Consider the following 24,920-nt stretch of genomic DNA (forward strand, 5'->3'; position numbering starts at 1 on the left):
GACCGGCGCGTCTTCCTCTCTGTGCCACCGCGCTCGGCGCGGTGTCGCGCCACCTGCGCGCCGGCTGATTCCCGCGGCGGTCCCGCGAATTCCAGCACAGTGGAGGATCTCCAACAAGGTGCGAGCGCCGGCCCGGAGAGTCGGTCACGACTTGTGACAGAAGGGCTACACCGTGTGCGACTGCATTCGGTAGAAACCGGACTTACATTATCCAAACAACGCGACTGTCAAGGTGTCCCAGTCGAGATGATCAGGAGCGGAATGGCGCATTCAGTGGCGCAATGTCCGTTTCGTGGCGTCGGGTTGGCTGTCCATTATGCCGGTATTGCCGGGTCAAGGGTGAGCAAACTCACATAGCCATGGCCATTACTTCCCGGTTCGCCGGGGGATTCAGATGTTTAGCCTTGCCCCTTAAAGGGTTGGCGCCAGGGTTGGTGCATGCGACAGCCGACACTCACAGATCGAACCGAGGACCCCGAACTCCGATGAAGACGACGACGATGTTCCGCAACATAGCCAACCCCCGCCGCACGACCCTTGCGCACCTCAAGGACGCCGAGGAGCTGCAGGCGGCACCGGCCACCCCGGAGCACTCCGTCGAGCTGCCGACGCAGACCGCGAACCCGCGCCGCACCGTCCTGATGAACGTGCCGGTCGCCGCCGCCGCGGAGTAGCCACCCCGCAAAGGAACGTGAAGCGCCGCTGCCCGCCGCGTTAGCCTGGGGTCCGCAGACTCCAGCCAGCGGAAATACAGAGGGGCAGACGCAACAGGTGCGCATCGCCAGGTTCTCGATCGACGGCAACGTCGCGTTCGGCGCGGTCGAGGGCGACGGCGCCCCCGGCGACGACTCCACGCTCGTGCTCGACATCATCAAGGGCATCCCCTTCGCGGACTTCGAGCTCTCGGGCACGAAGGTTCCGATGAGCAAGGTCCGACTGCTGCCGCCCGTGCTCCCGAACAAGGTCGTGGCCATCGGCCGCAACTACGCGGAGCACGCGGCGGAGCTCGGCAACGAGGTCCCCGACGCCCCGATCACCTTCTTCAAGCCCTCCACCTCGGTGGTCGGCCCGGGCGACCCGATCACGTATCCCTCCTTCTCCCAGGACCTCCACCACGAGGCGGAGCTCGCCGTGGTCATCGGCCGGATGTGCCGGGAGGTCCCGAAGGAGCGCGTCAAGGACGTCATCCTCGGCTACACCTGCGCCAACGACGTCACCGCGCGCGACGTCCAGAAGCGCGAGAAGCAGTGGGCCCGGGCCAAGGGCTTCGACAGCTCCTGCCCCCTCGGCCCCTGGATCGAGACCGACCTGGACCCGAGCGACCTGACCATCCAGTGCACGGTCAACGGCGAACAGCGCCAGCTCGGCCGCACCAGCGACATGGTCCGGTCCATCGAGGACCTGATCGTCCACATCTCCGAGGCCATGACGCTGCTCCCCGGCGACGTCATCCTCACGGGGACCCCGGCCGGAGTCGGCCCCCTCAACGTCGGCGACGAGGTCGCCGTCACCATCGAAGGCATCGGCACTCTCACCAACAAGGTGATCAAGCGTGGTTAACGGACCCGTCCGCGTACGTTTCTGTCCCTCCCCGACCGGCAACCCCCACGTGGGCCTGGTCCGGACCGCACTCTTCAACTGGGCGTTCGCCCGCCACCACGGCGGCACGTTCGTCTTCCGCATCGAGGACACCGACGCGGCCCGCGACTCCGAGGAGTCCTACGACCAGCTGCTCGCCTCGCTGCGCTGGCTCGGCTTCACCTGGGACGAGGGCCCCGAGGTGGGCGGCCCGCACGCCCCGTACCGCCAGTCCGAGCGCATGGACATCTACGCGGACGTCGCGAAGAAGCTGCTCGACGGCGGCTACGCGTACCACTGCTACTGCTCCACCGAAGAGCTCGACGCCCGCCGCGCGGCCGCCCGCGCCGCCGGCAAGCCCTCCGGCTACGACGGCCACTGCCGCGAGCTCACCCCCGTGCAGATCGAGGCGTACCAGGGCGAGCACCGCCCGGCGATCGTCCGCTTCCGGATGCCCGACGAGCCGATCACCTTCACCGACCTCGTCCGCGGCGAGCTGACCTTCACCCCGGACAACGTGCCGGACTTCGGCATCGTCCGGGCCAACGGTGCCCCGCTCTACACGCTGGTCAACCCGGTCGACGACGCGCTGATGGAGATCACGCACGTCCTGCGCGGCGAGGACCTGCTCTCCTCCACCCCACGCCAGATCGCCCTCTACAAGGCGCTGATCGAACTGGGCGTCGCCAAGAGCACCCCCGCCTTCGGCCACCTGCCGTACGTGATGGGCGAGGGCAACAAGAAGCTCTCCAAGCGCGACCCCGAGGCCTCGCTCAACCTGTACCGCGAGCGCGGCTTCCTCCCCGAGGGCCTGCTGAACTACCTCTCGCTCCTCGGCTGGTCCTTCTCCAAGGATCAGGACGTCTTCTCGATCGAGGAGATGGTGTCGAAGTTCGACATCGACGGGGTCAACGCCAACCCGGCCCGCTTCGACCTGAAGAAGGCCGAGTCGATCAACGGCGACCACATCCGCCTGCTGGACCCGAAGGCCTTCGCGGACGCCTGCGCCCCGTGGCTGCAGGCCCCGCACGCCAACTGGGCGCCCGAGGACTTCGACGCCGAGGCCTGGGCGCGGATCGCCCCGCACGCCCAGACCCGGGTGACCGTCCTGTCGGACATCACGGCCAATGTCGACTTCCTGTTCCTGAAGGAGCCGGTGTCGGACCAGGCCTCGTGGGACAAGGCGATGAAGGGCGAGCCGGCCGCGCTGCTCACCACGGCGCGCGCCAACCTGGAGTCGGCGGACTGGACGGACCCCGAGTCCCTCAAGCAGGCCGTCCTGACCGCCGGTGAGGCCCACGGCCTCAAGCTCGGCAAGGCCCAGGCGCCGGTCCGCGTGGCCGTCACCGGCCGCACGGTCGGCCTGCCGCTCTTCGAGTCCCTGGAGATCCTGGGCAAGGAGCGGTCCCTGGCCCGCATCGACGCGACGCTGGCGAAGCTCGCCGCCTAGCGGCACCGTACGACGATCAGGCCCGGACCCCGAGGCAGTTGCCAGGGGTCCGGGCCTGAGTGCTGTGCGGCTCGCGCGGCTCCTGGAGCACCTTCGTATCCGCCGCGATCATCGGCCGCTGGATTTCCGACTCCATGGAAAACCACGGGTTCAACAGATCGGGACGCGACGCCGTGCAGGTCACGTCGGCCTGCGCCGTGCATCGGTGACGCGTAGGCGAATCCCTTTTCCTCCATGCGCGCGGACCATTTATGGAACGCCGCCCGGAGGCTACGCGTCGCCGGCGTCCGCGGGTCGCGACGCGCTGTCCTGCGCCGTTCCCCGGGCCGAGCATCCGGCCGGAACGAACGTGGCGAGCAAGGCAGTTGCCACTCGCCCCGCGCGCCGGCCGACCGCTCGCCCTCCCAGCCGCTCGTGCCGGTGAGGCTGATCCGGGAGCCGGTCAGGTCGGAGTCGCAGGAGAAGAAAATGCTTCCTGGACGGAGATCGCCGGGGGCGGCACCGGAGTGCATGCGGACGGCGACCCCGAGGGCCAGGAAGAATAGAAGTGGACAATCGAATTCCACTTCCTGTGTCCGTGAGACGTGTTCCCCAGGGGTTTCGCATACTTGGGGCATGGTCATCCGAGCGGTTCTCTGGGACATCGACGACACCCTCTTCGACTACACCGGGGCCGACGCCGCCGGACTCGCGCGCCAGCTGGAGGCCGAGCGGCTCGCGGAGCGGTACGGGACCCCCGCGCAGGCGCTCGCACTGTGGCGGGAGATCACCGACCGGCACTGGGCGCGTTTCGCGGCCGGCGAGGGCACCTTCCAGGGGCAGCGGCAGGAGCGGGTGCGGGAGTTCCTGGAGCGGCCCGCGATGACCGCGGACGAGGCCGACGTCTGGTTCGACCGGTACGTGGAGCACTACAAGTCCGCCTGGGTCGTCTTCCCCGACGTGGTCCCCGCCCTCGACGCCCTCGCGGCCGACTACCGACACGGGGTGCTCTCGAACTCCTCCACCGCGAACCAGGACCCGAAGCTGCGCGACCTCGGCCTGCGCGACCGCTTCGAGGTGCTGGTCTGCGCCGTCGAACTCGGGATCAGCAAGCCCGAGGCGGGCGCCTTCCTCGCCGCGTGCGAAGCGCTCGGGCTGCCGCCCGGCGAAGTGGCGTACGTGGGGGACCAGCCGGAGATCGACGCGCGGGGAGCGCGTGACGCGGGATTGACGGCCGTCTGGATCGACCGCACCGGCGGCCGCGGCCCCGGGCCCGAGGGGGCGCACCGCATCGAAGGCCTTGACCAGCTTCCACAGCTGCTGGCACGGGATACCCGTTTTGGAGCACGGTCAGGCATCCGGTAATGTTCTTTCTGCGCCGCCGGAGCGGGCCGAAAGGCCGGACGGAGGCGCCACCCGAAGAGAAGCCCCGGTAAGGGGTTGACTTTTGGTGGGGTATGGTGTAATTGGCAACACGAGGGTTTCTGGTTCCCTTATTCTAGGTTCGAGTCCTGGTACCCCAGCGCAGTGCAGCAGTAACGCAGTGCTTTGCCCCCGTTGTGTAGCGGCCTAGCACGCCGCCCTCTCAAGGCGGTAGCGCCGGTTCGAATCCGGTCGGGGGTACAGATCCTTCCCGCGAGATCTCCAGGGTCGCACCCGGACGTCTTGATGCAGGATCGCTAGGGCCCCCGTTGTGTAGCGGCCTAGCACGCCGCCCTCTCAAGGCGGTAGCGCCGGTTCGAATCCGGTCGGGGGTACTGTTGGTCTGGTCTAGACCACTTTGGGCTATAGTGTAATTGGCAACACGAGGGTTTCTGGTTCCCTTATTCTAGGTTCGAGTCCTGGTAGCCCAGCGCAGTAACAGCAGCACCAGCTAGCCCCCGTTGTGTAGCGGCCTAGCACGCCGCCCTCTCAAGGCGGTAGCGCCGGTTCGAATCCGGTCGGGGGTACGCATCGAAGAGGCCCTCCGCGTTCATCGCGGAGGGCCTCTTTCGCGTTGCGTCGGCGCGCGGACAAGTGCGGGCCCGGAGGCGCGTGTTAGGACGTGTGCGGCGTCGTACGCGCCCCCGGGCCCGGGGGTGAACAGGTGGGACGGAAGGTCAGCCGGAGCGGCGCAGCGCCTCCGTGAGTCGGGCGGCCGCGTCGATGACGGCCTGGGCGTGCATCCGGCCCGGGTGGCGGGTCAGCCGCTCGATCGGCCCGGAGACCGATACGGAGGCCACCACGCGGTTCGACGGCCCGCGCACCGGCGCCGAGACCGAGGCCACGCCGGGCTCCCGCTCGCCGATCGACTGCGCCCAGCCGCGACGCCGTACGCCCGAGAGCGCCGTCGCCGTGAAACGCGCGCCCTGAAGGCCGCGGTGGAGCCGCTCGGGCTCCTCCCACGCCATCAGGATCTGCGCGGCCGAACCGGCCTTCATCGGGAGCGTCGAGCCCACCGGGACGGTGTCCCGAAGACCCGAGAGCCGCTCCGCGGCCGCCACGCAGATGCGCATGTCTCCCTGACGGCGGTAGAGCTGCGCGCTCTCTCCCGTCACGTCACGGAGGTGGGTGAGTACCGGTCCCGCCGTGGCCAGCAGGCGGTCCTCGCCGGCCGCGGCGGCGAGCTCCGCCAGCCGCGGTCCGAGGATGAACCGGCCCTGCATGTCCCTCGCCACCATCCGGTGGTGTTCCAGTGCCACGGCAAGGCGATGTGCCGTGGGTCGTGCGAGCCCTGTCGCCGCGACCAGCCCGGCGAGGGTGGCCGGACCGGACTCCAGTGCGCTCAATACCAGAGCTGCCTTGTCGAGAACGCCGACGCCGCTAGAGTTGTCCATGAAACGATATTCGCGTCTCACACTGTGAAACGCAAGTTCAATTTTTCCAAGAACGAGCGAGTCTGTATGTGCGGGTCCACGAACCACTGGGTCCGAGCCGTCGTCCGGGACGTGGGGTACGGGCGGCACGGCGCACAAGATCTCTATGAAGCGCCGGCACAACCGGCCGGCCGGAGGGAAAGCGATGGGTAGGACACTCGCGGAGAAGGTCTGGGACGACCATGTCGTCCGGCGCGCCGAAGGCGAGCCCGACCTCCTCTTCATCGATCTGCACCTGCTGCACGAGGTGACCAGCCCGCAGGCCTTCGAGGGGCTGCGCCAGGCCGGCCGCAAGGTCCGACGCCTCGACCTCACCATCGCGACCGAGGACCACAACACCCCCACCCTCGACATCGACAAGCCGATCGCCGACCCGGTCTCCCGCGCCCAGCTGGAGACGCTGCGGGCGAACTGCGCCGAGTTCGGCGTGCGCCTGCACTCGCTGGGCGACGTCGAGCAGGGCGTCGTCCACGTCGTGGGACCGCAGCTGGGTCTGACCCAGCCCGGCACCACCGTGGTCTGCGGCGACTCGCACACCTCCACGCACGGCGCCTTCGGCGCGCTGGCCTTCGGTATCGGCACGAGCCAGGTCGAGCACGTACTGGCCACCCAGACCCTGCCGCTGGCCCGCCCCAAGACGATGGCGATCACGGTCACCGGCGAGCTGGCCGACGGCGTCACCGCGAAGGACCTGATCCTGGCGATCATCGCCAAGATCGGCACCGGCGGCGGCCAGGGCTACATCCTGGAGTACCGCGGTGAGGCCATCGAGCAGCTCTCGATGGAAGCCCGCATGACCATCTGCAACATGTCGATCGAGGCCGGTGCCCGCGCGGGCATGATCGCCCCTGATCAGACCACCTTCGACTACCTGCGGGGCCGCGACCACGCCCCCACCGGCGAGGACTGGGACGCGGCGGTCGCGTACTGGCGGACCCTGCGCACCGACGACGACGCGGTCTTCGACGCGGAGGTCGTCATCGACGGCGCCACGCTGTCCCCCTTCGTCACCTGGGGCACCAACCCGGGCCAGGGCGCGCCGCTGTCGGCCCACGTCCCCGACCCGGCTTCGTACGAGGACGCTTCGGAGCGCCTGGCCGCCGAAAAGGCCCTGGAGTACATGGGGTTGACCGCCGGGCAGCCGCTGCGGGACATCAAGGTCGACACCGTCTTCGTAGGTTCCTGCACCAACGGCCGCATCGAGGACCTGCGCGCCGTCGCCGGCATCATCGACGGCCGCAAAGTCGCCGACGGCGTACGGATGCTGGTCGTCCCGGGCTCGGTCCGGGTCGCCCTGCAGGCCGTGGAAGAGGGTCTGGACAAGGTCTTCAAGGAGGCCGGCGCCGAGTGGCGGCACGCGGGCTGTTCGATGTGCCTGGGCATGAACCCCGACCAACTGGCTCCCGGTGAACGCTCCGCGTCCACCTCCAACCGCAACTTCGAGGGCCGGCAGGGCAAGGGCGGGCGCACCCACCTGGTCTCCCCGCAGGTGGCCGCCGCCACCGCGGTGCTGGGCCATCTGGCCTCGCCCGCCGACCTGTCCGCCGCCGACGCGACCGCCGGAGTCTGAACCATGGAAGCCTTCACCACCCACACCGGCCGGGCCGTCCCGCTGCGCCGCAGCAACGTCGACACCGACCAGATCATCCCGGCCCACTGGCTGAAGAAGATCACCCGCGACGGGTTCGAGGACGGGCTCTTCGAGGCCTGGCGCAAGGACCCGGAGTTCGTCACGAACCGCCCGGAGCGCGCCGGGGCGACCGTCCTGGTCGCCGGCCCCGACTTCGGTACGGGTTCCTCGCGCGAGCACGCCGTCTGGGCCCTGCAGAACTTCGGCTTCAAGACGGTCATCTCCTCCCGCTTCGCCGACATCTTCCGTGGGAACTCCCTGAAGAACGGTCTGCTGACCGTCGTCCTCCCGCAGGAGACCGTCGAGCAGCTGTGGAAGCTGACGGAGGCCGACCCGACCGCCGAGATCACGGTCGACCTGGTCGACCGCCAGGTGCGAGCGGAGGGCGTCGTCGCGGAGTTCGAACTCGACGACAACGCCCGCTGGCGTCTGCTGGAGGGTCTGGACGACATCTCGCTCACCCTTCAGAACGAAGCGGACATCGCCACGTACGAAAGCGCCCGACCCACCTTCAAGCCGCGCACGATTCAGGTCTGATTCCTGCCTGATCAGCGCTTATTCACCTTCTGGTGATCACATCGACAACACTGTGCCCCCCGCCCTCCGGCGGGGGGCACAGCCGTTTGTTGAGGCCCCGTGAGGCGACAACTCGCCCCAGATGGCACAATCTGTGCATGGAACGCGACAGTCAACTCGAGCTCTACGAACTCGTCGCGGACCGGTTGAAAGAAGCACACACACGGGTGCGCTCACTGCAAGTCCCGGAGGGCGTAAGGATGGCGCTGTCCCGGAAGCTGTTGGTCGTCACGGCCGCGACGAAGCATGATCTCGCCGATGCGGCCAGGCGCCTGGACAGGTTGATGAAGGACCTCGACGAGGGTCGATTCCCTGAAGGCGACTGATGCGAAGGAACTCCGTAACGGCCTACAGCGTTGCGGCACTAGGGTGATTAGCCCGTTTCGTGTTTGATTTGCGGTATATATCCGCCTAACGTGCGAAATAAGCTTGAACACATTCGTTCTGGCGAAGTCTCCGAAGGGGAAGACGTGAACAAGGCGCAGCTCGTAGAAGCGATTGCCGACAAGCTGGGCGGCCGTCAGCAGGCCGCGGATGCTGTCGACGCGGTACTGGACGCGATCGTCCGCGCTACCGTCGCGGGCGACCGGGTCTCGGTCACGGGCTTCGGCTCGTTCGAGAAGGTCGACCGTCCGGCCCGTTACGCCCGCAACCCGCAGACGGGTGAGCGCGTCCGGGTCAAGAAGACCTCTGTGCCCCGCTTCCGTGCCGGCCAGGGCTTCAAAGACCTGGTCAGCGGCACCAAGAAGCTCCCCAAGGGTGGCGAGGTGTCCGTGAAGAAGGCGCCCAAGGGCAGCCTCACGGGTGGTGCCTCCGCCACGGTCAAGAAGGCCGCCGCGAAGAAGGCCACCACCGCCAAGAAGGCCGCGGCGAAGACCACGGTCGCCAAGAAGGTCGTGGCCAAGAAGGCCACGGCGACCGCCAAGAAGGCGGCGGTGAAGAGCACCGCCACGGCCAAGAAGGCCACCGCGGCCGCCAAGAAGACCACCGCCGCGGCCAAGAAGGCCACGCCCGCCGCGAAGAAGACCACCGCCGCGGCGAAGAAGACCGCGCCGGCGGCCAAGAAGGTCACCGCAGCGACGAAGGCGCCCGCCAAGAAGACGGCGACGCGCAAGGCCACCGCGAAGAAGACCACCGCCCGCAAGAAGTAGGGGCACGCGTCACACAGGCCGGGCCGGCTTTCCCCGTGCGGGGGAGCCGGCCCGCGGTGCGTTCGGCCCGCCGGAGCCCCGTCCGGGGCGCGGGCGGGCGTGCCTTCAGAACGTCTGCAGCGTCACCAGGGTGATCCGCAGGTGCGCGCCCGCGCCGTCCGTCTCGATCCGGACCCGCTGCCCGGGCCGCAGCAGCCGCAGGCCGCCCGCGTCGAAGGCCGGGGCCTCGAAAGGCACCGGAGTGCCGTCGTCCAGCAGCACACTGCCGCTGCGGGTCTGGGAGTCGTACGTGTACGCGGTCGCCTGCATACGGGCACTGTATCGGGCGGTGTGACGCCCCACGCCGAGGGTGAGAGCGGTCCGTAGATCGGCCGCCGTGTCCACGTCCCGGCGCACGCTGTCGACGTCCGCCAGCGCGATTTCCACCGCCCCCGAGGCCGAATGCCTGGCCCGTGACGGCCCACCGAACGAGGGGGCCAATTCCACGTCCGGCGCGGCGGAAAGCAGAGTCGTCCCGATTCCGGCCGCATCCGCCAGAAATGCCCGCGGAAATACCGAAGCGTTTTCGAGCACGCGTTGCAATTCCGGGGGTCTCAGCGCCGGCAGATCGGCGTTCAGCGCGGCCACCGCGGCGCCCGGCCGGCCCGACCGCACCGCCCGCGCCCCGTGGTCCAGGGCCGCGTTGAGCCCCGCCGCCGGGGCGTCGGGGACGATCCGCGCCCCGAGCCGCGCCAGTTCCGCACCGGCCGAGGCGTCGTCCGTGACGACCACCACATCCGCGACCGCCGCGCAGGCCAGGGCCCCCGCGACGGTGTCCTGGGCGAAGGCCAGGGCAAGGCCCGGACGAGAGGTGCCCACGGACCGCGCGAGACGGCTCTTCGCCACCGCCAGAGGCTTCAGCGGGACCACCAGACTCCAGACGGCGTTCGTGACGGACCCCTTCCCTCCGGTGCGCTCCGGCACATCCTTCGGCCATGGTCAGGTCATGGCCGGGTCATGTGTCGGCCCATTGTCACCTCCGCCCGGGCAACCCGGGAGTCCGGCGGGGTGAGCGGGGCGTACGGTGTTCTCGACAGAGACCGGGCGTGGGGTGACACTTGTCCGGCCGACGAGGTGCCCAAGCCGCGCACCGGTCCTAGAGGAAGGTGTCCGAGTGTCCCGCCGCAGAATCGGCTTCTGGTACCGCCTGGCGGCGGTCATCGCAAAACCGCCGCTGGTAGTGCTCTTCAAGCGGGACTGGCGGGGAATCGAGCACATTCCGGCCGAGGGCGGTTTTATCACCGCCGTCAATCACAACTCGTATCTGGACCCGCTCTCGTACGCGCACTTCCAGTACAACAGCGGCCGCGTGCCCCGATTGCTCGCCAAGGCGGCCCTCTTCAAGGTCCCCGTCGTGGGGGCGATCCTCCGTGGCAGCGGGCAGATCCCCGTCTACCGGGAGTCCACCAACGCCCTGGACGCATTCCGGGCCGCCGTGGACGCCATCGAGCGCGGTGAATGCGTGGCTTTCTACCCGGAGGGCACCCTCACCCGCGACCCCGACATGTGGCCGATGGCCGGCAAGACCGGCGCCGCCCGCGTGGCGCTGATCACCCGGGCACCCGTCATCCCGGTGGCCCAGTGGGGCGCGAACCTCGCGATGCCGCCCTACGCCAAGGAGAACAAGGTCCGGCTCTTCCCGCGCAAGACCCTCCAGGTGCTCGCCGGACCGCCGGTGGACCTCTCCGCCTACTACGACCGGGAACCCACCCCGGAGGTCCTGCGGGAGGTCACCGAGGTCATCATGGCGGCCATCACCGCGCTGCTGGAGGAGGTGCGCGGCGAGACCGCGCCCGAGCAGCCGTACGACCATCGCAACGCCAGGGCGGAACAGCGGCGCAAGGCCGCAGGGGAGGGCAACAAGTGACACGTCCCGTGAAGGCGACCGTCTTCGGAACAGGCTCCTGGGGCACGGCCTTCGCCATCGTGCTCGCCGACGCGGGCTGCGAGGTGACGCTGTGGGGCCGCCGCCAGGAGGTGGTCGACTCCATCAACATCGGCCGGACCAACCCGGACTACTTCCCCGGTGTCGAACTCCCCGCGAACCTCCGGGCCACCACCGACCCGGCCGAGGCCGCGGCCGGCGCGGACTTCACCGTCCTCGCCGTCCCCTCCCAGACCCTGCGCGAGAACCTCGCCGCGTGGACGCCCCTGCTGGCCCCCGACACCGTGCTCGTGTCCCTGATGAAGGGCATCGAACTCGGCACCGCCAAGCGGATGAGCGAGGTCATCGAGGAGGTGGCCAAGGTCCCCGCCGAGCGCATCGCGGTGGTCACCGGCCCCAACCTGGCCGCCGAGATCGCCGCCCGCCAGCCCGCCGCCTCCGTCGTCGCCTGCGTGGACGAGGGCGTGGCCCAGCGCCTCCAGGCCGCCTGCCACACCGCGTACTTCCGCCCGTACACGAGCACCGACGTCACCGGCTGCGAGCTCGGCGGCGCCGTCAAGAACGTCATCGGCCTCGCCGTCGGCATCGCCGACGGGATGGGCCTGGGCGACAACACCAAGGGCTCGCTCATCACCCGCGGACTCGCCGAAGCCACCCGCCTCGGCGTGGCGATGGGTGCCGACCCGCTCACCTTCTCCGGCCTCGCGGGCCTCGGCGACCTGGTCGCCACCTGCTCCTCGCCGCTCTCCCGGAACCACACCTTCGGCACCAACCTGGGCCGCGGGATGACCCTGGAGGAGACCATCGCGGTCACCAAGCAGACCGCCGAGGGCGTCAAGTCCTGCCAGTCGGTGGCGGATCTGGCACGCCGCCACGGAGTGGACATGCCGATCACCGACACGGTGGTGGACATCGTCCACCACGGCAAGCCCACCCTGGTCGCGCTCAAGGACCTGATGGGCCGCAGCGCCAAACCGGAACGTCGCTGACTCCATTCCGCACGTCTGAGCGGGTACTCTCGTGGCGATATGAGCAGCGAGAACCTCCCCCAGACCCCTGAGCAGCAGGGCCGCAAGCCCCGCGTGGCCGTCGTGTTCGGCGGCCGCAGCTCGGAACACGCCATCTCGGTCGTCACGGCGGGCGCCGTGCTGCGCTCCATCGACCGCTCCAAGTACGAGGTGCTGCCCATCGGCATCACCACGGACGGCCGATGGGCGCTGACCGCCGACGAGCCCGAGCGGATGGCCATCGCCGACCGCAAGCTCCCGAGTGTCGAGGAGCTCGCCGACTCCGAGGACGGCGCCGTCGTGCTCTCGGTCGACCCGGCCAGCCGCCAGGTCGTCTACACCGAACCGGGCGCCGTCCCCAAGGCCCTGGGCGAGGTCGACGTCGTCTTCCCCGTCCTGCACGGCCCGTACGGCGAGGACGGCACCCTCCAGGGCCTCCTGGAGCTCTCCGGCATCCCGTACGTCGGCTCCGGCGTCCTCGCCTCGGCCGTCGGCCAGGACAAGGACTACATGAAGCGGGTGTTCACCTCCTTCGGGCTGAGCGTCGGCCCGTACGTGACCATCCGGCCCCGCGAGTGGGAGTCCGACCGGGACGCCGCCACGGGCAAGATCCTGGACTTCGCCGCCGAACACGGCTGGCCGCTGTTCATCAAGCCCGCCCGGGCCGGCTCCTCCATCGGCATCACCAAGGTCGACGACGCCTCCGGCCTCGACGCCGCGATCCGCGAGGCCCGGCGCCACGACCCGAAGATCATCGTGGAGGCGCTGCTGCGCGGCCGCGAGATCGAGTGCGGCGTCCTGGAGTTCGAGGACGGGCCGCGCGCGAGCGTCCCGGCCGAGATCCCGCCGGTGTCCAGCCACGACTTCTACGACTTCGAGGCGAAGTACATCGACTCCGCCTCCGGGATCGTGCCCGCCCCGCTCACCCCGGAGCAGACCGCCGAGGTGCAGCGGCTCGCGATCGAGGCCTTCGAGGCCGCGTCGTGCGAGGGCCTGGTGCGTGCCGACTTCTTCCTCACCGAGGACGGCAGCTTCGTCATCAACGAGATCAACACGATGCCGGGCTTCACCCCGATCTCCATGTACCCGCTGATGTGGCAGAAGACGGGCATCGAGTACCCGGAGCTGGTGGACAGCCTGATCCAGGCGGCCCTGCGCCGCTCCACCGGCCTGCGCTGAGACCCGAGCGTCGTCCCCACAGCCGACCGCCCGCCGACCGCCTTCGAAGGCGGTCGGCGGGCGGCGGTGTGCCGGGTACCCGGCATGGGGCGACGGGCGCGCGGCACTCAGTAGGAGGAAATGCCCTCGGGCACGGTCGCCGAGATCGCCGTGGACAGGCCGACCAGCATCCCCGCATCCGTGGCATGCTCCTTGTCGACCTGGACCTCGGTGTAGGCCAGCCGCATCCCGGTGGTGAACCGGAACCCCCCGCCCGAACCGTCGCCCAGCTTCTCCAGCAGCCAGGCCACGCCGTTCACGTGGACGCCGTCCTGCTTCGGATCGAGCATCTTGGGGGGCTTGGGGATACCGCACCGCAGTACGATCGCCGAACCGCCCCACGCGGCGGTCAGATCGGATTCCGGTTCGGTTCGGGTCCGCGCCAGGCCGGCCACCTTCTCCGGGAGCTCCTTGTGCAGTGCCGCACAGAGCCGCGCGACGTCGTCGGGCGGCGTGGGCGGAGGAGACACCCGGGCTTCGGATCCGCCCGGAGAGCACGCCGCGACGGCCAGGAGGGCCATCGAGGCGGGCAGGGCCGACAGGGCGCGGACACGCAGGGGCCGGTGGTGGAGGGACATCACCGGCCAAGAGTAGACGGGGGCTACAGATGGACCACCGGGCAGGTCAAGGTGCGGGTGATCCCCTCCACCTGCTGGACCTTGGCGACGACCATACGGCCGAGGTCGTCCACGGTGTCGGCCTGGGCACGCACGATCACGTCGTACGGACCCGTCACGTCCTCGGCCTGGATCACCCCCGGGATCTGGCCGATGGACTCGGCGACGAACGACGCCTTGCCCACTTCGGTCTGGATAAGGATGTACGCCTGTACCACGGAACCTCCAGGGCGGCCACGAGGATCATTTCCCCTAACCTTCGGGTGGGCCCCACACGATTGAACGGGCCGGGGGAAGAAGGGACGCCACGGTACCGCGTCGCCGTGCGCCGCGGGGAGACCCGCGGGCCCGGCGCCACGCACAGCGGGGCGTACGGAGAGCAGAAGTTGACGTATCTGTTGACGGTACCCAGAGCTGAGACGGCTCGCGACCGCAAGCGGACTGGGCAAGAAGGGGCACAGCGATGAAGGGCACTGTCGGCGAGCTGGGGGAGTTCGGGCTGATCAGGGAGCTCACCTCACGGCTCACCACCACCCCGGCGGTCCGGCTCGGACCGGGCGACGACGCTGCGGTGGTGTCCGCCCCCGACCGGCGCGTCGTGGCGAGCACCGACATCCTCCTGGAGGGCCGGCACTTCCGGCGCGACTGGTCCACGGCCTACGACGTCGGCCGCAAGGCCGCCGCGCAGAACCTCGCCGACATCGCCGCCATGGGCGCGGTGCCGACCGCGCTGCTCCTCGGCCTCGTCGTCCCCGCCGAACTCCCGGTCACCTGGCCGACCGAGCTCATGGACGGGATCCGCGACGAATGCCAGGTCGCCGGCGCCGCCGTGGTCGGCGGGGACGTCGTCCGCGGGGACGTCATCACCGTCGCCATCACCGCCCTCGGCGACCTGCGCAACCACGAACCCGTCCTGCGCTCCGGCGCCCAGCCCGGCGACGTCGTCGCCGTCACCGGCTGGCTCGGCTGGTCCGCGGCCGGCTTCGCCGTGCTCTCGCGCGGCTTCCGTTCCCCGCGGGCCTTCGTCGAGGCCCACCGGCGCCCCGAACCGCCGTACCACGCGGGCCCCGCGGCCGCCGGACTCGGCGCCACCGCCATGACCGACGTCAGCGACGGCCTGATCGCCGACCTCGGGCACATCGCCGACGCCAGCAAGGTACGGATCGACCTGCGCTCGGCGGCGGTCGACATCCCGACCCAGATGCACGACATCGGCCAGGCCGTCGGCGTGGACCCGCTGCAATGGGTCCTCACCGGGGGAGAGGACCACGCGATCGTGGCGACCTTCCCGCCCGACGTGAAGCTCCCCGCCCGCTGGAAGGTCATCGGCGAGGTGCTCAACCGCTCCGCGCTGCCCCAGGTGACCGTCGACGGGGCGCCCTGGACCAGCACCGGCGGCTGGGACCACTTCGGGACCGACCCGGCCCCCCAGGACGGCGTGCTGTGAGCACCGCCCCGCCGCTGTGCCTGACCGTCGCCGGATCCGACTCCGGCGGCGGCGCGGGCATCCAGGCCGACCTCAAGACCATGCTGGCGCTCGGGGTCCACGGCATGAGCGTGGTGACCGCCGTGACGGCGCAGAACTCGCTCGGGGTACGCGGAGTGTGGGAGCTGCCCGCCGAGGCCGTCACGGCCCAGTACCGGGCCGTCGTGGACGACATCGGCGTCCGGGCCGTGAAGACCGGGATGCTCTCCTCCGCCGGCCTCGTCGAGACGGTCGCCGCGCTGCTCGCCGACACCCGGGCCCCGGCCGTCGTGGACCCCGTCGGGGTCTCCAAGCACGGGGACGCGCTGCTCGCCGCCTCGGCGCTGGACGCCGTACGCAAGGAGCTGCTGCCGCGGGCCACCGTGGCCACCCCCAACCTGGACGAGGTGGCCCAGCTCACCGGCGTGGTGGTGGAGACCGAGGACGACATGCGGCGGGCCGCCGACGCGATCCTCGACCACGGGCCGCGGTGGGCGCTGATCAAGGGCGGACACCTCGCGGCGCACGGCCACGAGGCGGTGGACCTGCTCACCGACGGCACCGAGGAACGCTGGCTGCGCGCCCCCCGCCACGACAACCGGCACACCCACGGCACCGGCTGCACCCTCGCTTCCGCGATCGCGGCGGGCCTGGCCAAGGGACTGACCGTCCCGGAGGCCGTCACGGCCGCCAAGGAGTACGTCACGGGCGCCATCGCCGCCGGCTTCGCGCTCGGCGGGGGCATCGGCCCGGTGGATCACGCCTGGCAGTGGCGCTGACCGTGCCCCGACAGTCCGGCCGGGCCTCCGGCCGGACTGTCGGCAGGGCCTCCGGCAGGCCCCCCGGACAAGGCAAAAGGCCGGCTCACCAGAGGTGAACCGGCCTTTTTGGCAACCGGAAAGGGCTGCGCTACGACGGGAGGCGTCAGCGCGAGACCTTGCCGGCCTTGATGCACGAGGTGCAGGCGTTGAGGCGCTTCGGCGTCCCATTGACCACGGCACGGACGCGCTGGATGTTCGGGTTCCAGCGACGCGAGGTGCGGCGGTGCGAAAAGGAGATGTTGTTGCCGAAGCTGGGCCCCTTGGCGCAAACGTCGCAGTTGGCAGCCATAGGTCACTCCAAGACTTCAGATGCAATTACAGTGAAACCGGCGCACCGGATTCAGAGATCTGAAGTGGTTTGCCGGGGGAATGGCCCGACTCTCGTCGGGCAACCGGAGCAGCATACAACGACTGCGTCCGTCCAAGAAAACTACCATGGTCGCCGCTGCCCCCGCCCCGCGGTCCCGACGCCCGGGCGGTCCTTCGTTACCCTGCGGTGAACCCTGGCCCGCACAAGGAGGAACGCCCGGTGCCGCACGAGCCTCAGCCGCAGCCCGCCGACGAGCTCGACGCCGAAGCGGTGCGCACCTGGAGCTCGCTCGCCCTGGCCGCACTGGGCCGGGCCCGCGAGGACATCGACGCGATCAACGTCTACCCGGTCGCCGACGCGGACACCGGCACCAACCTCTACCTCACCGCGGAATCGGCCGACCGCGGCCTCGCCGACGCCTTCCCCGAGGTGACCGACGGCACAGCGCGGACCACCTCCCTGGCCGAGGCCGTACGGGCCTGGGCGCACGGGGCGCTGGTGGGAGCCCGCGGGAACTCCGGGACGATCCTGGCGCAGCTGCTGCGCGGAGTGGCCGACGTACTCGGTGACGAACCCGCCGGGCCCGCCGAACCGGGGGAGCGGGGCCCCGGCGGGCTGCTGGCCCGCGCGCTCACCCGGGCCGCGGAGGAGGCGTACGCGGCCGTCGCGCACCCGGTGGAGGGCACCATGCTCACCGTCGCCGGCGCCGCCGCCCGGGCCGGCGAGGCGGCCGGAGCCGCCGCCGGGACCGCGGCCGAGGTGGCCCGCGCCGCCTACGACGGAGCCCGCGCCGCCCTGGCCGAGACCCCCGGGCAGCTGGCCGCACTGGGCCGGGCCGGGGTCGTCGACGCCGGCGGCTGCGGGCTGGTCGTCGTCTTCGGCGCCCTGTGGCAGGCGCTGTCCGGCGAGGAGCCGGTCGTCGAACCGGTCCGTGGCCGCGCGGTGCCCGTACCGCAGTCGCCGGACCCCTGCGCGCAGGAGGAGGACGGGCCCGCGTACGAGGTGATCTACCTGCTGGAGGCCTCCGAGGCGGCCGTCGGCGAACTGCGCGAACGCCTCGACGGACTCGGCGACTCGCTGGTCGTGGTCGGTGGCGACGGACTGTGGAACGTCCACGTCCACGTCGACGACCCCGGCGCCGCCGTGGAGGCCGGAGTCGTGGCCGGGCGGCCCTACCGGATACGGATCACCCACTTCGGGGACGAACGCCGCCGGGCGCGGGGCGAGCGTGCCCAGCGGGCCGTGGTCGCCGTCGTCCCCGGCGAGGGACTGGCCGGACTCTGCGGCGAGGCGGGAGCGACCACCGTGCTGGTACGCCCCGGGGAGCCGCCGGCCGTCGCCGAACTCCTCGACGCGGTCCGCCGCGCGCACGCCCGCGAGGTGGTGCTGCTGCAGGGCGGCGCCGACCTGCGCGCCGCCGCGGCCGCGGCGGCCGAACAGGCCCGCGCCGAAGGCGTACGGGTGGCCGTGATCCCCACCCGCTCCGCGGTCCAGGGCCTGGCCGCCCTCGCGGTGCACGACCCGGAGGGCAGCTTCGACGAGGACGTGGTCGCCATGACCGCGGCGGCCGGAGCCACCCGGTACGGGGAACTGGCCGTCGCCGAAAGGCAGTCCTTCACCTCGGCCGGCATCTGCCAGGCCGGCGACGTGCTCGGTCTCATCGACGGGGACGTCGCCGTGATCGGCGCGGGCCTGCCCGAGACCGCCGAGGCCGTTCTGGACCGGATGCTGGGCTCCGGCGGCGAACTCGTCACCCTGGTCCTGGGACCCGATGTACCGGACGCCGTCGCCGAACGCCTGGAGGCCTACGTCCAGCACGGCCACCTCGCCGTGGACACCGTCACCTACCGGGGCGGCCGGTACTCGGCACCGCTCCTCATCGGGGTGGAATAGCGGGCTTGTCAGCGCGATGGTGTGCAATGGAACACGTGCCCGCGCTCGACGAAGACCTCAAGAAGACGCTCGGTCCCGCCACCGCCAAGGTGCTGGCCGAGCAGCTCGGCCTGCACACGGCCCTGGACCTGCTCCACCACTACCCGCGGCGGTACGCCGAGCGCGGCGAGCTGACCTCGCTGGCCGAGCTCTCCGACCAGATCGACGAGCACGTGACCGTCGTCGCGCAGGTCGCCGACGCCCGGATCCTGACCTTCAACGGAGGCCGCGGCAAGCGCCTGGAGGTGACCATCACCGACGGCAGCGGCCGCCTCCAGCTGGTCTTCTTCGGCGCCGGTGTGCACAAGCCGCACAAGGACCTGCTGCCGGGGACGCGCGCCATGTTCGCGGGCAAGGTCGGCATGTTCAACCGCAAGCTCCAGCTCTCCCACCCCGCCTACGAGCCGCTCTCCCAGGACGCCTCCGACCGGGACGCCGCGACCGCCTTCGCCAACCAGCTCATCCCGATCTACCCGGCCTGCGCCAAGCTGGAGTCCTGGAAGATCGCCAAGTGCGTGGACGCGGTGCTGCCCAGCGCCCAGGACGCCGTGGACCCGCTGCCGGCCGCCCTGCGCGAGGGGCGCGGACTGGTCCCGTTGACCGAGGCGCTGTCGAAGATCCACCGGCCGGGCACCAAGGCCGACATCGAGGACGCCCGGCAGCGCCTCAAGTGGGACGAGGCCTTCGTCCTCCAGGTCGCCCTGGCCCGCCGCCGGCACGCCGACTCCCAACTCCCGGCCGTCCCGCGCCGCCCCGCCCCCGGCGGCCTGCTCGACGCCTTCGACGCCAAGCTCCCCTTCACCCTCACCGACGGCCAGCAGAAGGTCTCGAAGGAGATCTTCGACGACCTGGCCACCGAACACCCCATGCACCGCCTCCTCCAGGGCGAGGTCGGAAGCGGAAAGACGATGGTCGCGCTGCGGGCCATGCTCGCCGTCGTCGACAGCGGCGGGCAGGCGGCCATGCTCGCGCCCACCGAGGTGCTCGCCCAGCAGCACCACCGCTCCATCACCGAGATGATGGGCGAGCTCGCCGAGGGCGGCATGCTCGGCGGCTCGGACCAGGGCACCAAGGTCGTCCTGCTCACCGGCTCCATGGGGATGCCGGCGCGCCGCCAGGCCCTGCTCGACCTGGTCACCGGCGAGGCCGGGATCGTGATCGGCACGCACGCGTTGATCGAGGACAAGGTGCAGTTCCACGACCTCGGCCTGGTGGTCGTCGACGAACAGCACCGCTTCGGGGTGGAACAGCGCGACGCGCTGCGGTCCAAGGGGAAGCAGCCCCCGCACCTGCTGGTCATGACGGCGACCCCGATCCCGCGCACGGTCGCCATGACCGTCTTCGGTGACCTGGAGACCTCCGTCCTCGACCAACTGCCGGCCGGACGCTCCCCGATCGCCACGCACGTGGTGCCCTCGAAGGACAAGCCGCACTTCCTCGCCCGGGCCTGGGAGCGGGTCCGCGAGGAGGTCGAGAAGGGGCACCAGGCGTATGTGGTCTGCCCCCGCATCGGTGACGGGGAGGACGATCCCAAGAAGAAGGCCACCGAGGACGACGGCGACAAGCGGCCGCCGCTCGCGGTCGTGGAGATCGCCGAGCAGCTCACCCGCGGACCCCTGGCCGGGATGAGCGTCGAGGTCCTGCACGGCCGCATGGACCCCGCCGACAAGGACGACGTCATGCGCCGGTTCGCCGCCGGCGAGGTCAAGGTGCTGGTCGCCACCACCGTCATCGAGGTCGGGGTGAACGTCCCCAACTCCACCGTCATGGTGATCATGGACGCGGACCGGTTCGGCGTCTCCCAACTCCACCAGCTGCGCGGACGCGTCGGCCGCGGCTCCGCGCCCGGCCTGTGCCTGCTGGTCAGCGAGATGCACGAGGCGAGTCCCGCCCGCGCCCGGCTCGCGGCCGTCGCCGCCACCCTCGACGGCTTCGAGCTCTCCCGGATCGACCTGGAACAGCGCCGGGAGGGCGACGTCCTGGGCCAGGCCCAGTCCGGGGTCCGCTCCTCGCTGCGCATGCTCGCCGTCATCGAGGACGAGGAGGTCATCGCCGAGGCGCGGGAGGAGGCCACCCGCGTCGTCGCCGACGACCCCACCCTGGAGGGCCTGCCGGGGCTGCGGACCGCGCTGGACGCCCTGCTCGACACCGAGCGCGAGCAGTACCTGGAGAAGGGCTGAGCGGTACGACCTATCGTTGGAGTGCCGCGGCAGCGCCGGGGCACTCCACCCACCGCCGTACCGAAGGACCCCAGATGACCCGCGTGATCGCCGGCAGTGCCCGCGGGCGAAGGCTGGCCGTGCCCCCCGGCACCGGCACCCGGCCCACCTCGGACCGGATGCGCGAAGGCCTCTTCTCCACCTGGGAGTCGCTGCACGGCGTCGAAGGGGCCCGGGTGCTCGACCTGTACGGCGGCTCCGGCGCCGTCGGCCTGGAATCCCTCTCCCGGGGCGCCACCCACACCCTGCTCGTCGAGGCCGACGCCAAGGCCGCCAAGGCGATCCGGGACAACATCCGGACGCTGGGCCTGCCCGGCGCGGAATTCCGCGCCGGCAAGGCCGAGCAGATCGTGGCCGCCAAGGCCGCCGGGGACCCGTACGACATCGTCTTCCTGGACCCGCCGTACGTCGTGGACAGCGCGGACCTGCGGGAGATCCTCCTCACACTCCGGTCCAACGGCTGGATCACGGACGATGCGCTCGTCACCGTGGAGCGCAGCACCAGGAGCGGCGCCTTCCCGTGGCCCGAGGGCTTCGAGCCGCTCCGGTCGCGCAAGTACGGCGAGGGCACCCTGTGGTACGGCCGCGCCGACTCCACCCACGAAGACTCATGAACGAGGGAGTTCAGTTGCGCCGCGCCGTCTGTCCGGGGTCCTTCGACCCCATCCACAACGGACACCTCGACATCATCGGACGGGCCTCCAGGCTGTACGACGTCGTGTACGTCGCCGTGGGGATCAACGAGTCGAAGAAGGGCCTGTTCACCGTCGAGGAGCGGATGGAGCTGATCCGCGAGGCGACCGCCGACTACGGGAACATCCAGGTCGAGTCCTTCCACGGCCTCCTCGTCGACTTCTGCAAGCAGCGGGAGATCCCGGCCATCGTCAAGGGCCTGCGCGCGGTCAGCGACTTCGACTACGAGCTCCAGATGGCCCAGATGAACCTGGGCCTGTCGGGCGTCGAGACGCTGTTCGTCCCGACGATCCCCAGCTACAGCTTCCTGTCCTCCTCGCTGGTCAAGGAAGTCGCCACCTGGGGCGGCGACGTCGCCCACCTGCTGCCGGCGCACGTCCACGCGGCGCTCCTGGAACGGCTGCGCGACCGCTGACCGACCGACAGGGCGTCAGGCGGTGTCGGGGGCACACCCCGTGGCCTTACAGTCGTCCCGTCCGTCTCAGGAACCGCCTGAGGCCGAGAGAGTGCGAGCCCCCATGGACGTGCAGAAGAAGCTCGACGAGATCGTCGCGGCCGTCGGCGGCGCCCGATCCATGCCCATGTCGGCCTCCTGCGTGATCAACCGCGCCGAGCTGCTGGAGCAGCTCGAAGAGGTGCGCCAGGCGCTGCCCGGCTCCCTCGCGCAGGCTCAGGAGCTCATCGGCGGCCGGGAGCAGGTGGTCGAGGAGGCCCGCCGGGAGGCGGAGCGGATCATCGACGCGGCCCACAACCAGCGCGGTTCGCTGATCTCCGACACCGAGATCGCACGGCGCTCCCAGGCCGAGGCGGACCGGATCCTGGAGGAGGCCCGCCGGGAGGCGGAGGAGATCCGGGCCGAGGCCGACGACTACGTCGACAGCAAGCTCGCGAACTTCGAGGTCGTGCTGACCAAGACCATCGGTTCGGTGGACCGGGGCCGGGAGAAGCTGCTGGGCCGCGGCCCGGGTCTGGACGACCACGGCTACCCCGACATGGACGCGCCCGAGCGCAGCCACGACCCCGAGACGCAGCGGCAGCAGGCGGACGCCTACGTGGACACCAAGCTGGCGACCTTCGAGGCGGTGCTCTCCAAGACCCTGGAGGCCGTGGGCCGCGGTCGCCAGAAGCTCCTGGGCCGGGTCCCGACGGACGACCTGGGGGTCCACATGGCGGCCCAGGACGCGGTCGGCGGACAGCAGTCCCGCTCGGCGAGCGACTCGGACTTCCTGGCGGGCCTGGCCGAGCCGGAGCAGCCGCACGGGCAGGCGCCGATCCCGGCGCAGGCGGAGCCCGTCTACGACACGTACGCCTACCAGCAGCCCGCGCAGCCGCCCCAACCCGCCGCCCAGCAGCAGGACGCGTACTCCTACCAGGACCCGTACGCCGGCTACCAGCAGCAGTCGGACCCGTACGGGGCCTACCAGCAGCAGCCCGACCCCTACGCCGCGTACCAGCCGCAGGCCCAGCAGCCCTCGCTCGACGAGACCAGCCTCTTCGACACGAGCATGATCAACCTGGACCAGCTGCGTCAGTACGAACAGGGGCGGTAGGGCCGGATTGGGCGCTGGGCGCCGCGCCGGGTATCCTGGCTGTTCGGTCGCGCGTATGCACCGCGATCTGTGCTGCCCTTACGTGCGGCATATATGCAGCATTTTTTGATCTTCAGCGATCTGTGAAAGCAGGAACGGCCCTGAATACCCGCCTCGACCACCGCAACCCCCTCGTGTTCGACACGCACGAGCTGGGCCGGCGTCCTGGTGCCATGCAGCGGCTGTCCCGTGAGATCGCGGCACCGGCGGACTTCGGTCTCGTCGGCGTCATCGGAGTGCCGGAAGGCGCCCCGGTGAAGCTCAAGCTCCGCCTGGAGTCGGTCATGGAAGGGGTGCTTGTCACAGGCACCGCCCGTGCATCGGCCGTGGGGGAGTGCGTAAGGTGTCTGGAGTCCGTCGAGCGCGAGCTCAAGGCGGACTTCCAGGAGATGTTCTCGTACCCTGACGCCGACGACCGGAGCCGCTCCAAGGCGGAACCGGCCGACGACGCCGAGGACGACGAGGACACGCTCTTCCTCGAGGACGGCTTGTTCGACCTCGAACCCGTGCTGCGGGATGTGGTGGTGCTCGCACTGCCCATGCAGCCGGTGTGCCGGGAGGACTGTCTCGGACTGTGCCCCGATTGCGGGCTCAGCCTGAACGACGACCCGGACCACCACCATGACGCCGTCGACATCCGTTGGGCGGCATTGCAGGGACTCGTCGTGACCGATCAGGACGACGAGAAGGACAACATGAGCGGCACTGCCTCTGACGGAGTTCAGGGCGCCGCCGAGAAGCAGGAGAAGTAGCCGTGGCTGTTCCGAAGCGGAAGATGTCGCGCAGCAACACGCGCCACCGCCGGTCGCAGTGGAAGGCTGCGGTCCCCACCCTGGTTTCGTGCGAGCGTTGCCAGGAGCCGAAGCTCCAGCACATTGCGTGCCCGAGCTGCGGCACCTACAACAAGCGCCAGGTCCTCGAGGTCTGAGCGGCTGGTGAGAGGCGCAATGTCTGAGCTGTCCAACGCTGAGAAGCAGGCAGACAGTAACAACGCGGCCTCGTCCCACAAGCTTCTGGAAGGGCGGCTCGGGTATCAACTCGAGTCCGCCCTTCTGGTGCGTGCACTGACCCACCGCTCGTACGCGTACGAGAACGGCGGTCTGCCCACCAACGAACGCCTGGAGTTCCTCGGGGACTCCGTGCTGGGCCTGGTGGTCACGGACACGCTGTACACGACCCACCCGGATCTCCCCGAAGGCCAGCTGGCCAAGCTTCGGGCCGCGGTGGTCAACTCGCGCGCACTGGCGGAGGTCGGGCGCGGCCTCGAACTCGGCTCCTTCATCCGGCTCGGCCGGGGCGAAGAGGGCACGGGTGGCCGGGACAAGGCCTCCATCCTCGCCGACACCCTTGAAGCGGTGATCGGCGCGGTTTACCTCGATCAGGGCCTCGACGCGGCCTCGGAGCTGGTTCACCGGCTCTTCGACCCGCTCATCGAGAAGTCCTCGAACCTCGGGGCCGGCCTGGACTGGAAGACCAGTCTCCAGGAACTCACGGCGGCCGAAGGCCTTGGCGTGCCCGAGTACCTGGTCTCCGAGACCGGTCCGGACCACGAGAAGACCTTCACTGCTGCCGCTCGCGTCGGTGGTGTCTCGTACGGCACCGGCACCGGCCGCAGCAAGAAGGAAGCGGAACAGCAGGCCGCGGAGTCCGCATGGCGTGGGATCCGCGCCGCCGCGGACGAGCGGATCGCGGCCGCGGCAGCTGCCGCGACCACCGCTCCGGCCGAGGTTCCGGCTTCGGCCGGGACCGAGAACGGCGGGGTGCCGACGCCCGCCGACTCGGCGCCGGACGCCTGACCCTTCCTTCGGTACGTACCCGCCCGCCCCTGCCTCGCAGGGGCGGGCGGTTGCCGTTTCCGGCGGCCGGTACGCTCGCCGGGAGCGTCAGATCCACTCCACCGGAGGTG

At 70.4% G+C, this 24,920-nt stretch carries 25 protein-coding genes, 5 tRNA genes and 1 pseudogene; 26 read left to right on the forward strand and 5 right to left on the reverse strand.

Features of this window, described 5'->3' with window-relative positions:
• The first annotated feature begins 485 nt into the window (after positions 1-485).
• The 9 genes from OG624_RS28550 (at position 486) to OG624_RS28590 (ending at position 4,956) form a co-directional block, all read left to right on the forward strand.
• The gene (locus tag OG624_RS28550) at positions 486-674 is read left to right on the forward strand and encodes a hypothetical protein (RefSeq protein ID WP_030718375.1); all 189 of its coding nucleotides are present in this window, start codon (positions 486-488) and stop codon (positions 672-674) included.
• A 97-nt stretch (positions 675-771) separates the two neighbouring features.
• The gene (locus OG624_RS28555; RefSeq protein ID WP_030718379.1) at positions 772-1,560 is read left to right on the forward strand and encodes a fumarylacetoacetate hydrolase family protein; all 789 of its coding nucleotides are present in this window, start codon (positions 772-774) and stop codon (positions 1,558-1,560) included.
• Positions 1,553-3,028: a glutamate--tRNA ligase gene (gltX, locus tag OG624_RS28560; protein ID WP_033222853.1), complete on the forward strand. Its 1,476-nt coding sequence runs from the start codon at positions 1,553-1,555 to the stop codon at positions 3,026-3,028. The genes OG624_RS28555 and gltX overlap by 8 nt, the downstream gene beginning before the upstream one ends.
• Positions 3,029-3,643: 615 nt before the next feature.
• A complete protein-coding gene (locus OG624_RS28565; RefSeq protein ID WP_033222854.1) occupies positions 3,644-4,372 on the forward strand; it encodes an HAD family hydrolase in 729 nt (242 codons plus the stop codon).
• Between the two features lie 86 nt (positions 4,373-4,458).
• A tRNA-Gln gene (locus OG624_RS28570) sits at positions 4,459-4,530 on the forward strand.
• A gap of 27 nt (positions 4,531-4,557) precedes the next feature.
• A tRNA-Glu gene (locus tag OG624_RS28575) sits at positions 4,558-4,630 on the forward strand.
• Between the two features lie 61 nt (positions 4,631-4,691).
• A tRNA-Glu gene (locus OG624_RS28580) sits at positions 4,692-4,764 on the forward strand.
• A 24-nt stretch (positions 4,765-4,788) separates the two neighbouring features.
• Positions 4,789-4,860 (forward strand) — tRNA-Gln (locus OG624_RS28585).
• A 23-nt stretch (positions 4,861-4,883) separates the two neighbouring features.
• A tRNA-Glu gene (locus OG624_RS28590) sits at positions 4,884-4,956 on the forward strand.
• Positions 4,957-5,106: 150 nt separating this feature from the next.
• Here OG624_RS28590 and ndgR read toward each other — a convergent pair.
• Positions 5,107-5,823 carry an IclR family transcriptional regulator NdgR gene (gene ndgR, locus OG624_RS28595; RefSeq protein ID WP_007266782.1) on the reverse strand — a complete coding sequence of 239 codons (717 nt, stop codon included), beginning with the start codon at positions 5,821-5,823 and terminating at the stop codon, positions 5,107-5,109.
• A 184-nt stretch (positions 5,824-6,007) separates the two neighbouring features.
• On the opposite strand from ndgR, the gene leuC reads away from it, so the two are divergent.
• The 4 genes from leuC (at position 6,008) to OG624_RS28615 (ending at position 9,219) form a co-directional block, all read left to right on the forward strand.
• Positions 6,008-7,432: a 3-isopropylmalate dehydratase large subunit gene (gene leuC, locus OG624_RS28600; RefSeq protein ID WP_161293531.1), complete on the forward strand. Its 1,425-nt coding sequence runs from the start codon at positions 6,008-6,010 to the stop codon at positions 7,430-7,432.
• Positions 7,433-7,435: 3 nt separating this feature from the next.
• Positions 7,436-8,029 (forward strand): 3-isopropylmalate dehydratase small subunit, encoded by a 594-nt coding sequence (gene leuD, locus OG624_RS28605; protein WP_033222857.1) that lies wholly within the window; start codon positions 7,436-7,438, stop codon positions 8,027-8,029.
• A gap of 137 nt (positions 8,030-8,166) precedes the next feature.
• Complete coding sequence (locus tag OG624_RS28610) at positions 8,167-8,394, forward strand: hypothetical protein (RefSeq protein ID WP_033222859.1); 228 nt, start codon at positions 8,167-8,169, stop codon at positions 8,392-8,394.
• Between the two features lie 144 nt (positions 8,395-8,538).
• On the forward strand, positions 8,539-9,219 hold the full coding sequence (locus tag OG624_RS28615) for an HU family DNA-binding protein (protein ID WP_030718399.1): 681 nt from the start codon (positions 8,539-8,541) through the stop codon (positions 9,217-9,219).
• Between the two features lie 312 nt (positions 9,220-9,531).
• Here the strand turns inward: OG624_RS28615 and cofC are convergent.
• Positions 9,532-10,182: pseudogene (cofC, locus tag OG624_RS28620) on the reverse strand (2-phospho-L-lactate guanylyltransferase); the annotation flags it as partial.
• Between the two features lie 190 nt (positions 10,183-10,372).
• Here cofC and OG624_RS28625 point away from each other — a divergent pair.
• The 3 genes from OG624_RS28625 to OG624_RS28635 are packed head-to-tail and all read left to right on the forward strand — an operon-like array spanning position 10,373 to position 13,329.
• A complete protein-coding gene (locus tag OG624_RS28625) occupies positions 10,373-11,125 on the forward strand; it encodes a lysophospholipid acyltransferase family protein (protein WP_161293533.1) in 753 nt (250 codons plus the stop codon).
• Positions 11,122-12,132 carry an NAD(P)H-dependent glycerol-3-phosphate dehydrogenase gene (locus tag OG624_RS28630; RefSeq protein WP_033222863.1) on the forward strand — a complete coding sequence of 337 codons (1,011 nt, stop codon included), beginning with the start codon at positions 11,122-11,124 and terminating at the stop codon, positions 12,130-12,132. Before OG624_RS28625 ends, OG624_RS28630 begins: the two co-directional genes overlap by 4 nt.
• A 39-nt stretch (positions 12,133-12,171) precedes the next feature.
• Positions 12,172-13,329, forward strand: coding sequence for a D-alanine--D-alanine ligase family protein (locus OG624_RS28635; protein WP_033222865.1), 1,158 nt, complete (start codon positions 12,172-12,174; stop codon positions 13,327-13,329).
• 107 nt (positions 13,330-13,436) lie between these two features.
• On the opposite strand, the gene OG624_RS28640 is transcribed toward OG624_RS28635, so the two are convergent.
• Together OG624_RS28640 and OG624_RS28645 are read right to left on the reverse strand one after the other, a co-directional pair.
• Positions 13,437-13,946 (reverse strand): DUF3515 domain-containing protein, encoded by a 510-nt coding sequence (locus OG624_RS28640; protein WP_371588505.1) that lies wholly within the window; start codon positions 13,944-13,946, stop codon positions 13,437-13,439.
• Between the two features lie 23 nt (positions 13,947-13,969).
• Complete coding sequence (locus OG624_RS28645) at positions 13,970-14,203, reverse strand: Lrp/AsnC family transcriptional regulator (protein WP_030011290.1); 234 nt, start codon at positions 14,201-14,203, stop codon at positions 13,970-13,972.
• Between the two features lie 245 nt (positions 14,204-14,448).
• Here OG624_RS28645 and OG624_RS28650 point away from each other — a divergent pair, with 245 nt between their 5' ends.
• The gene (locus tag OG624_RS28650) at positions 14,449-15,432 is read left to right on the forward strand and encodes a thiamine-phosphate kinase (protein WP_033222867.1); all 984 of its coding nucleotides are present in this window, start codon (positions 14,449-14,451) and stop codon (positions 15,430-15,432) included.
• Positions 15,429-16,229 carry a bifunctional hydroxymethylpyrimidine kinase/phosphomethylpyrimidine kinase gene (thiD, locus tag OG624_RS28655; protein WP_266443680.1) on the forward strand — a complete coding sequence of 267 codons (801 nt, stop codon included), beginning with the start codon at positions 15,429-15,431 and terminating at the stop codon, positions 16,227-16,229. Before OG624_RS28650 ends, thiD begins: the two co-directional genes overlap by 4 nt.
• Before the next feature lie 145 nt (positions 16,230-16,374).
• Here the strand turns inward: thiD and rpmB are convergent, their stop codons facing one another.
• On the reverse strand, positions 16,375-16,560 hold the full coding sequence (gene rpmB, locus OG624_RS28660; protein WP_033222871.1) for a 50S ribosomal protein L28: 186 nt from the start codon (positions 16,558-16,560) through the stop codon (positions 16,375-16,377).
• A 240-nt stretch (positions 16,561-16,800) separates the two neighbouring features.
• Between rpmB and OG624_RS28665 the strand changes: the two genes are divergently transcribed.
• The 8 genes from OG624_RS28665 to rnc all read left to right on the forward strand — a co-directional run bounded on the left by OG624_RS28665 (position 16,801) and on the right by rnc (position 24,810).
• Entirely contained in the window at positions 16,801-18,474 is a 1,674-nt protein-coding gene (locus tag OG624_RS28665) for a DAK2 domain-containing protein (protein ID WP_352163839.1), read from the forward strand.
• 26 nt (positions 18,475-18,500) lie between these two features.
• Positions 18,501-20,693, forward strand: coding sequence for an ATP-dependent DNA helicase RecG (gene recG, locus OG624_RS28670; RefSeq protein WP_371588506.1), 2,193 nt, complete (start codon positions 18,501-18,503; stop codon positions 20,691-20,693).
• A 74-nt stretch (positions 20,694-20,767) separates the two neighbouring features.
• Positions 20,768-21,346, forward strand: a complete 579-nt coding sequence (gene rsmD, locus OG624_RS28675; RefSeq protein WP_033222876.1) for a 16S rRNA (guanine(966)-N(2))-methyltransferase RsmD — start codon at positions 20,768-20,770, stop codon at positions 21,344-21,346.
• A gap of 14 nt (positions 21,347-21,360) precedes the next feature.
• Entirely contained in the window at positions 21,361-21,840 is a 480-nt protein-coding gene (gene coaD, locus OG624_RS28680) for a pantetheine-phosphate adenylyltransferase (protein WP_266445503.1), read from the forward strand.
• Between the two features lie 103 nt (positions 21,841-21,943).
• On the forward strand, positions 21,944-22,975 hold the full coding sequence (locus tag OG624_RS28685; protein ID WP_161293542.1) for an ATP synthase F0 subunit B: 1,032 nt from the start codon (positions 21,944-21,946) through the stop codon (positions 22,973-22,975).
• 122 nt (positions 22,976-23,097) lie between these two features.
• Positions 23,098-23,766, forward strand: a complete 669-nt coding sequence (locus OG624_RS28690; protein WP_033222881.1) for a YceD family protein — start codon at positions 23,098-23,100, stop codon at positions 23,764-23,766.
• A 2-nt stretch (positions 23,767-23,768) separates the two neighbouring features.
• Positions 23,769-23,942 (forward strand): 50S ribosomal protein L32, encoded by a 174-nt coding sequence (gene rpmF, locus OG624_RS28695; protein ID WP_003965982.1) that lies wholly within the window; start codon positions 23,769-23,771, stop codon positions 23,940-23,942.
• A gap of 19 nt (positions 23,943-23,961) precedes the next feature.
• Positions 23,962-24,810, forward strand: coding sequence for a ribonuclease III (rnc, locus tag OG624_RS28700; protein WP_033222887.1), 849 nt, complete (start codon positions 23,962-23,964; stop codon positions 24,808-24,810).
• Positions 24,811-24,920: the final 110 nt, after the last annotated feature.

The sequence above is a fragment of the Streptomyces virginiae genome (assembly GCF_041432505.1).
Lineage (GTDB): Bacteria > Actinomycetota > Actinomycetes > Streptomycetales > Streptomycetaceae > Streptomyces > Streptomyces virginiae_A.

Coding starts and splice junctions, on each gene's coding strand:
- ndgR (WP_007266782.1), bottom strand. CDS start 5,823: ATGGACAACTCTAGCGGCGTCGGCGTTCTCGACAAGGCAGCTCTGGTA.
- OG624_RS28550 (WP_030718375.1), top strand. CDS start 486: ATGAAGACGACGACGATGTTCCGCAACATAGCCAACCCCCGCCGCACG.
- rpmB (WP_033222871.1), bottom strand. CDS start 16,560: ATGGCTGCCAACTGCGACGTTTGCGCCAAGGGGCCCAGCTTCGGCAAC.
- rsmD (WP_033222876.1), top strand. CDS start 20,768: ATGACCCGCGTGATCGCCGGCAGTGCCCGCGGGCGAAGGCTGGCCGTG.
- recG (WP_371588506.1), top strand. CDS start 18,501: ATGGAACACGTGCCCGCGCTCGACGAAGACCTCAAGAAGACGCTCGGT.
- OG624_RS28610 (WP_033222859.1), top strand. CDS start 8,167: ATGGAACGCGACAGTCAACTCGAGCTCTACGAACTCGTCGCGGACCGG.
- OG624_RS28650 (WP_033222867.1), top strand. CDS start 14,449: ATGAAGGGCACTGTCGGCGAGCTGGGGGAGTTCGGGCTGATCAGGGAG.
- leuC (WP_161293531.1), top strand. CDS start 6,008: ATGGGTAGGACACTCGCGGAGAAGGTCTGGGACGACCATGTCGTCCGG.
- OG624_RS28565 (WP_033222854.1), top strand. CDS start 3,644: ATGGTCATCCGAGCGGTTCTCTGGGACATCGACGACACCCTCTTCGAC.
- leuD (WP_033222857.1), top strand. CDS start 7,436: ATGGAAGCCTTCACCACCCACACCGGCCGGGCCGTCCCGCTGCGCCGC.
- OG624_RS28635 (WP_033222865.1), top strand. CDS start 12,172: ATGAGCAGCGAGAACCTCCCCCAGACCCCTGAGCAGCAGGGCCGCAAG.
- rnc (WP_033222887.1), top strand. CDS start 23,962: ATGTCTGAGCTGTCCAACGCTGAGAAGCAGGCAGACAGTAACAACGCG.
- OG624_RS28685 (WP_161293542.1), top strand. CDS start 21,944: ATGGACGTGCAGAAGAAGCTCGACGAGATCGTCGCGGCCGTCGGCGGC.
- OG624_RS28640 (WP_371588505.1), bottom strand. CDS start 13,946: ATGTCCCTCCACCACCGGCCCCTGCGTGTCCGCGCCCTGTCGGCCCTG.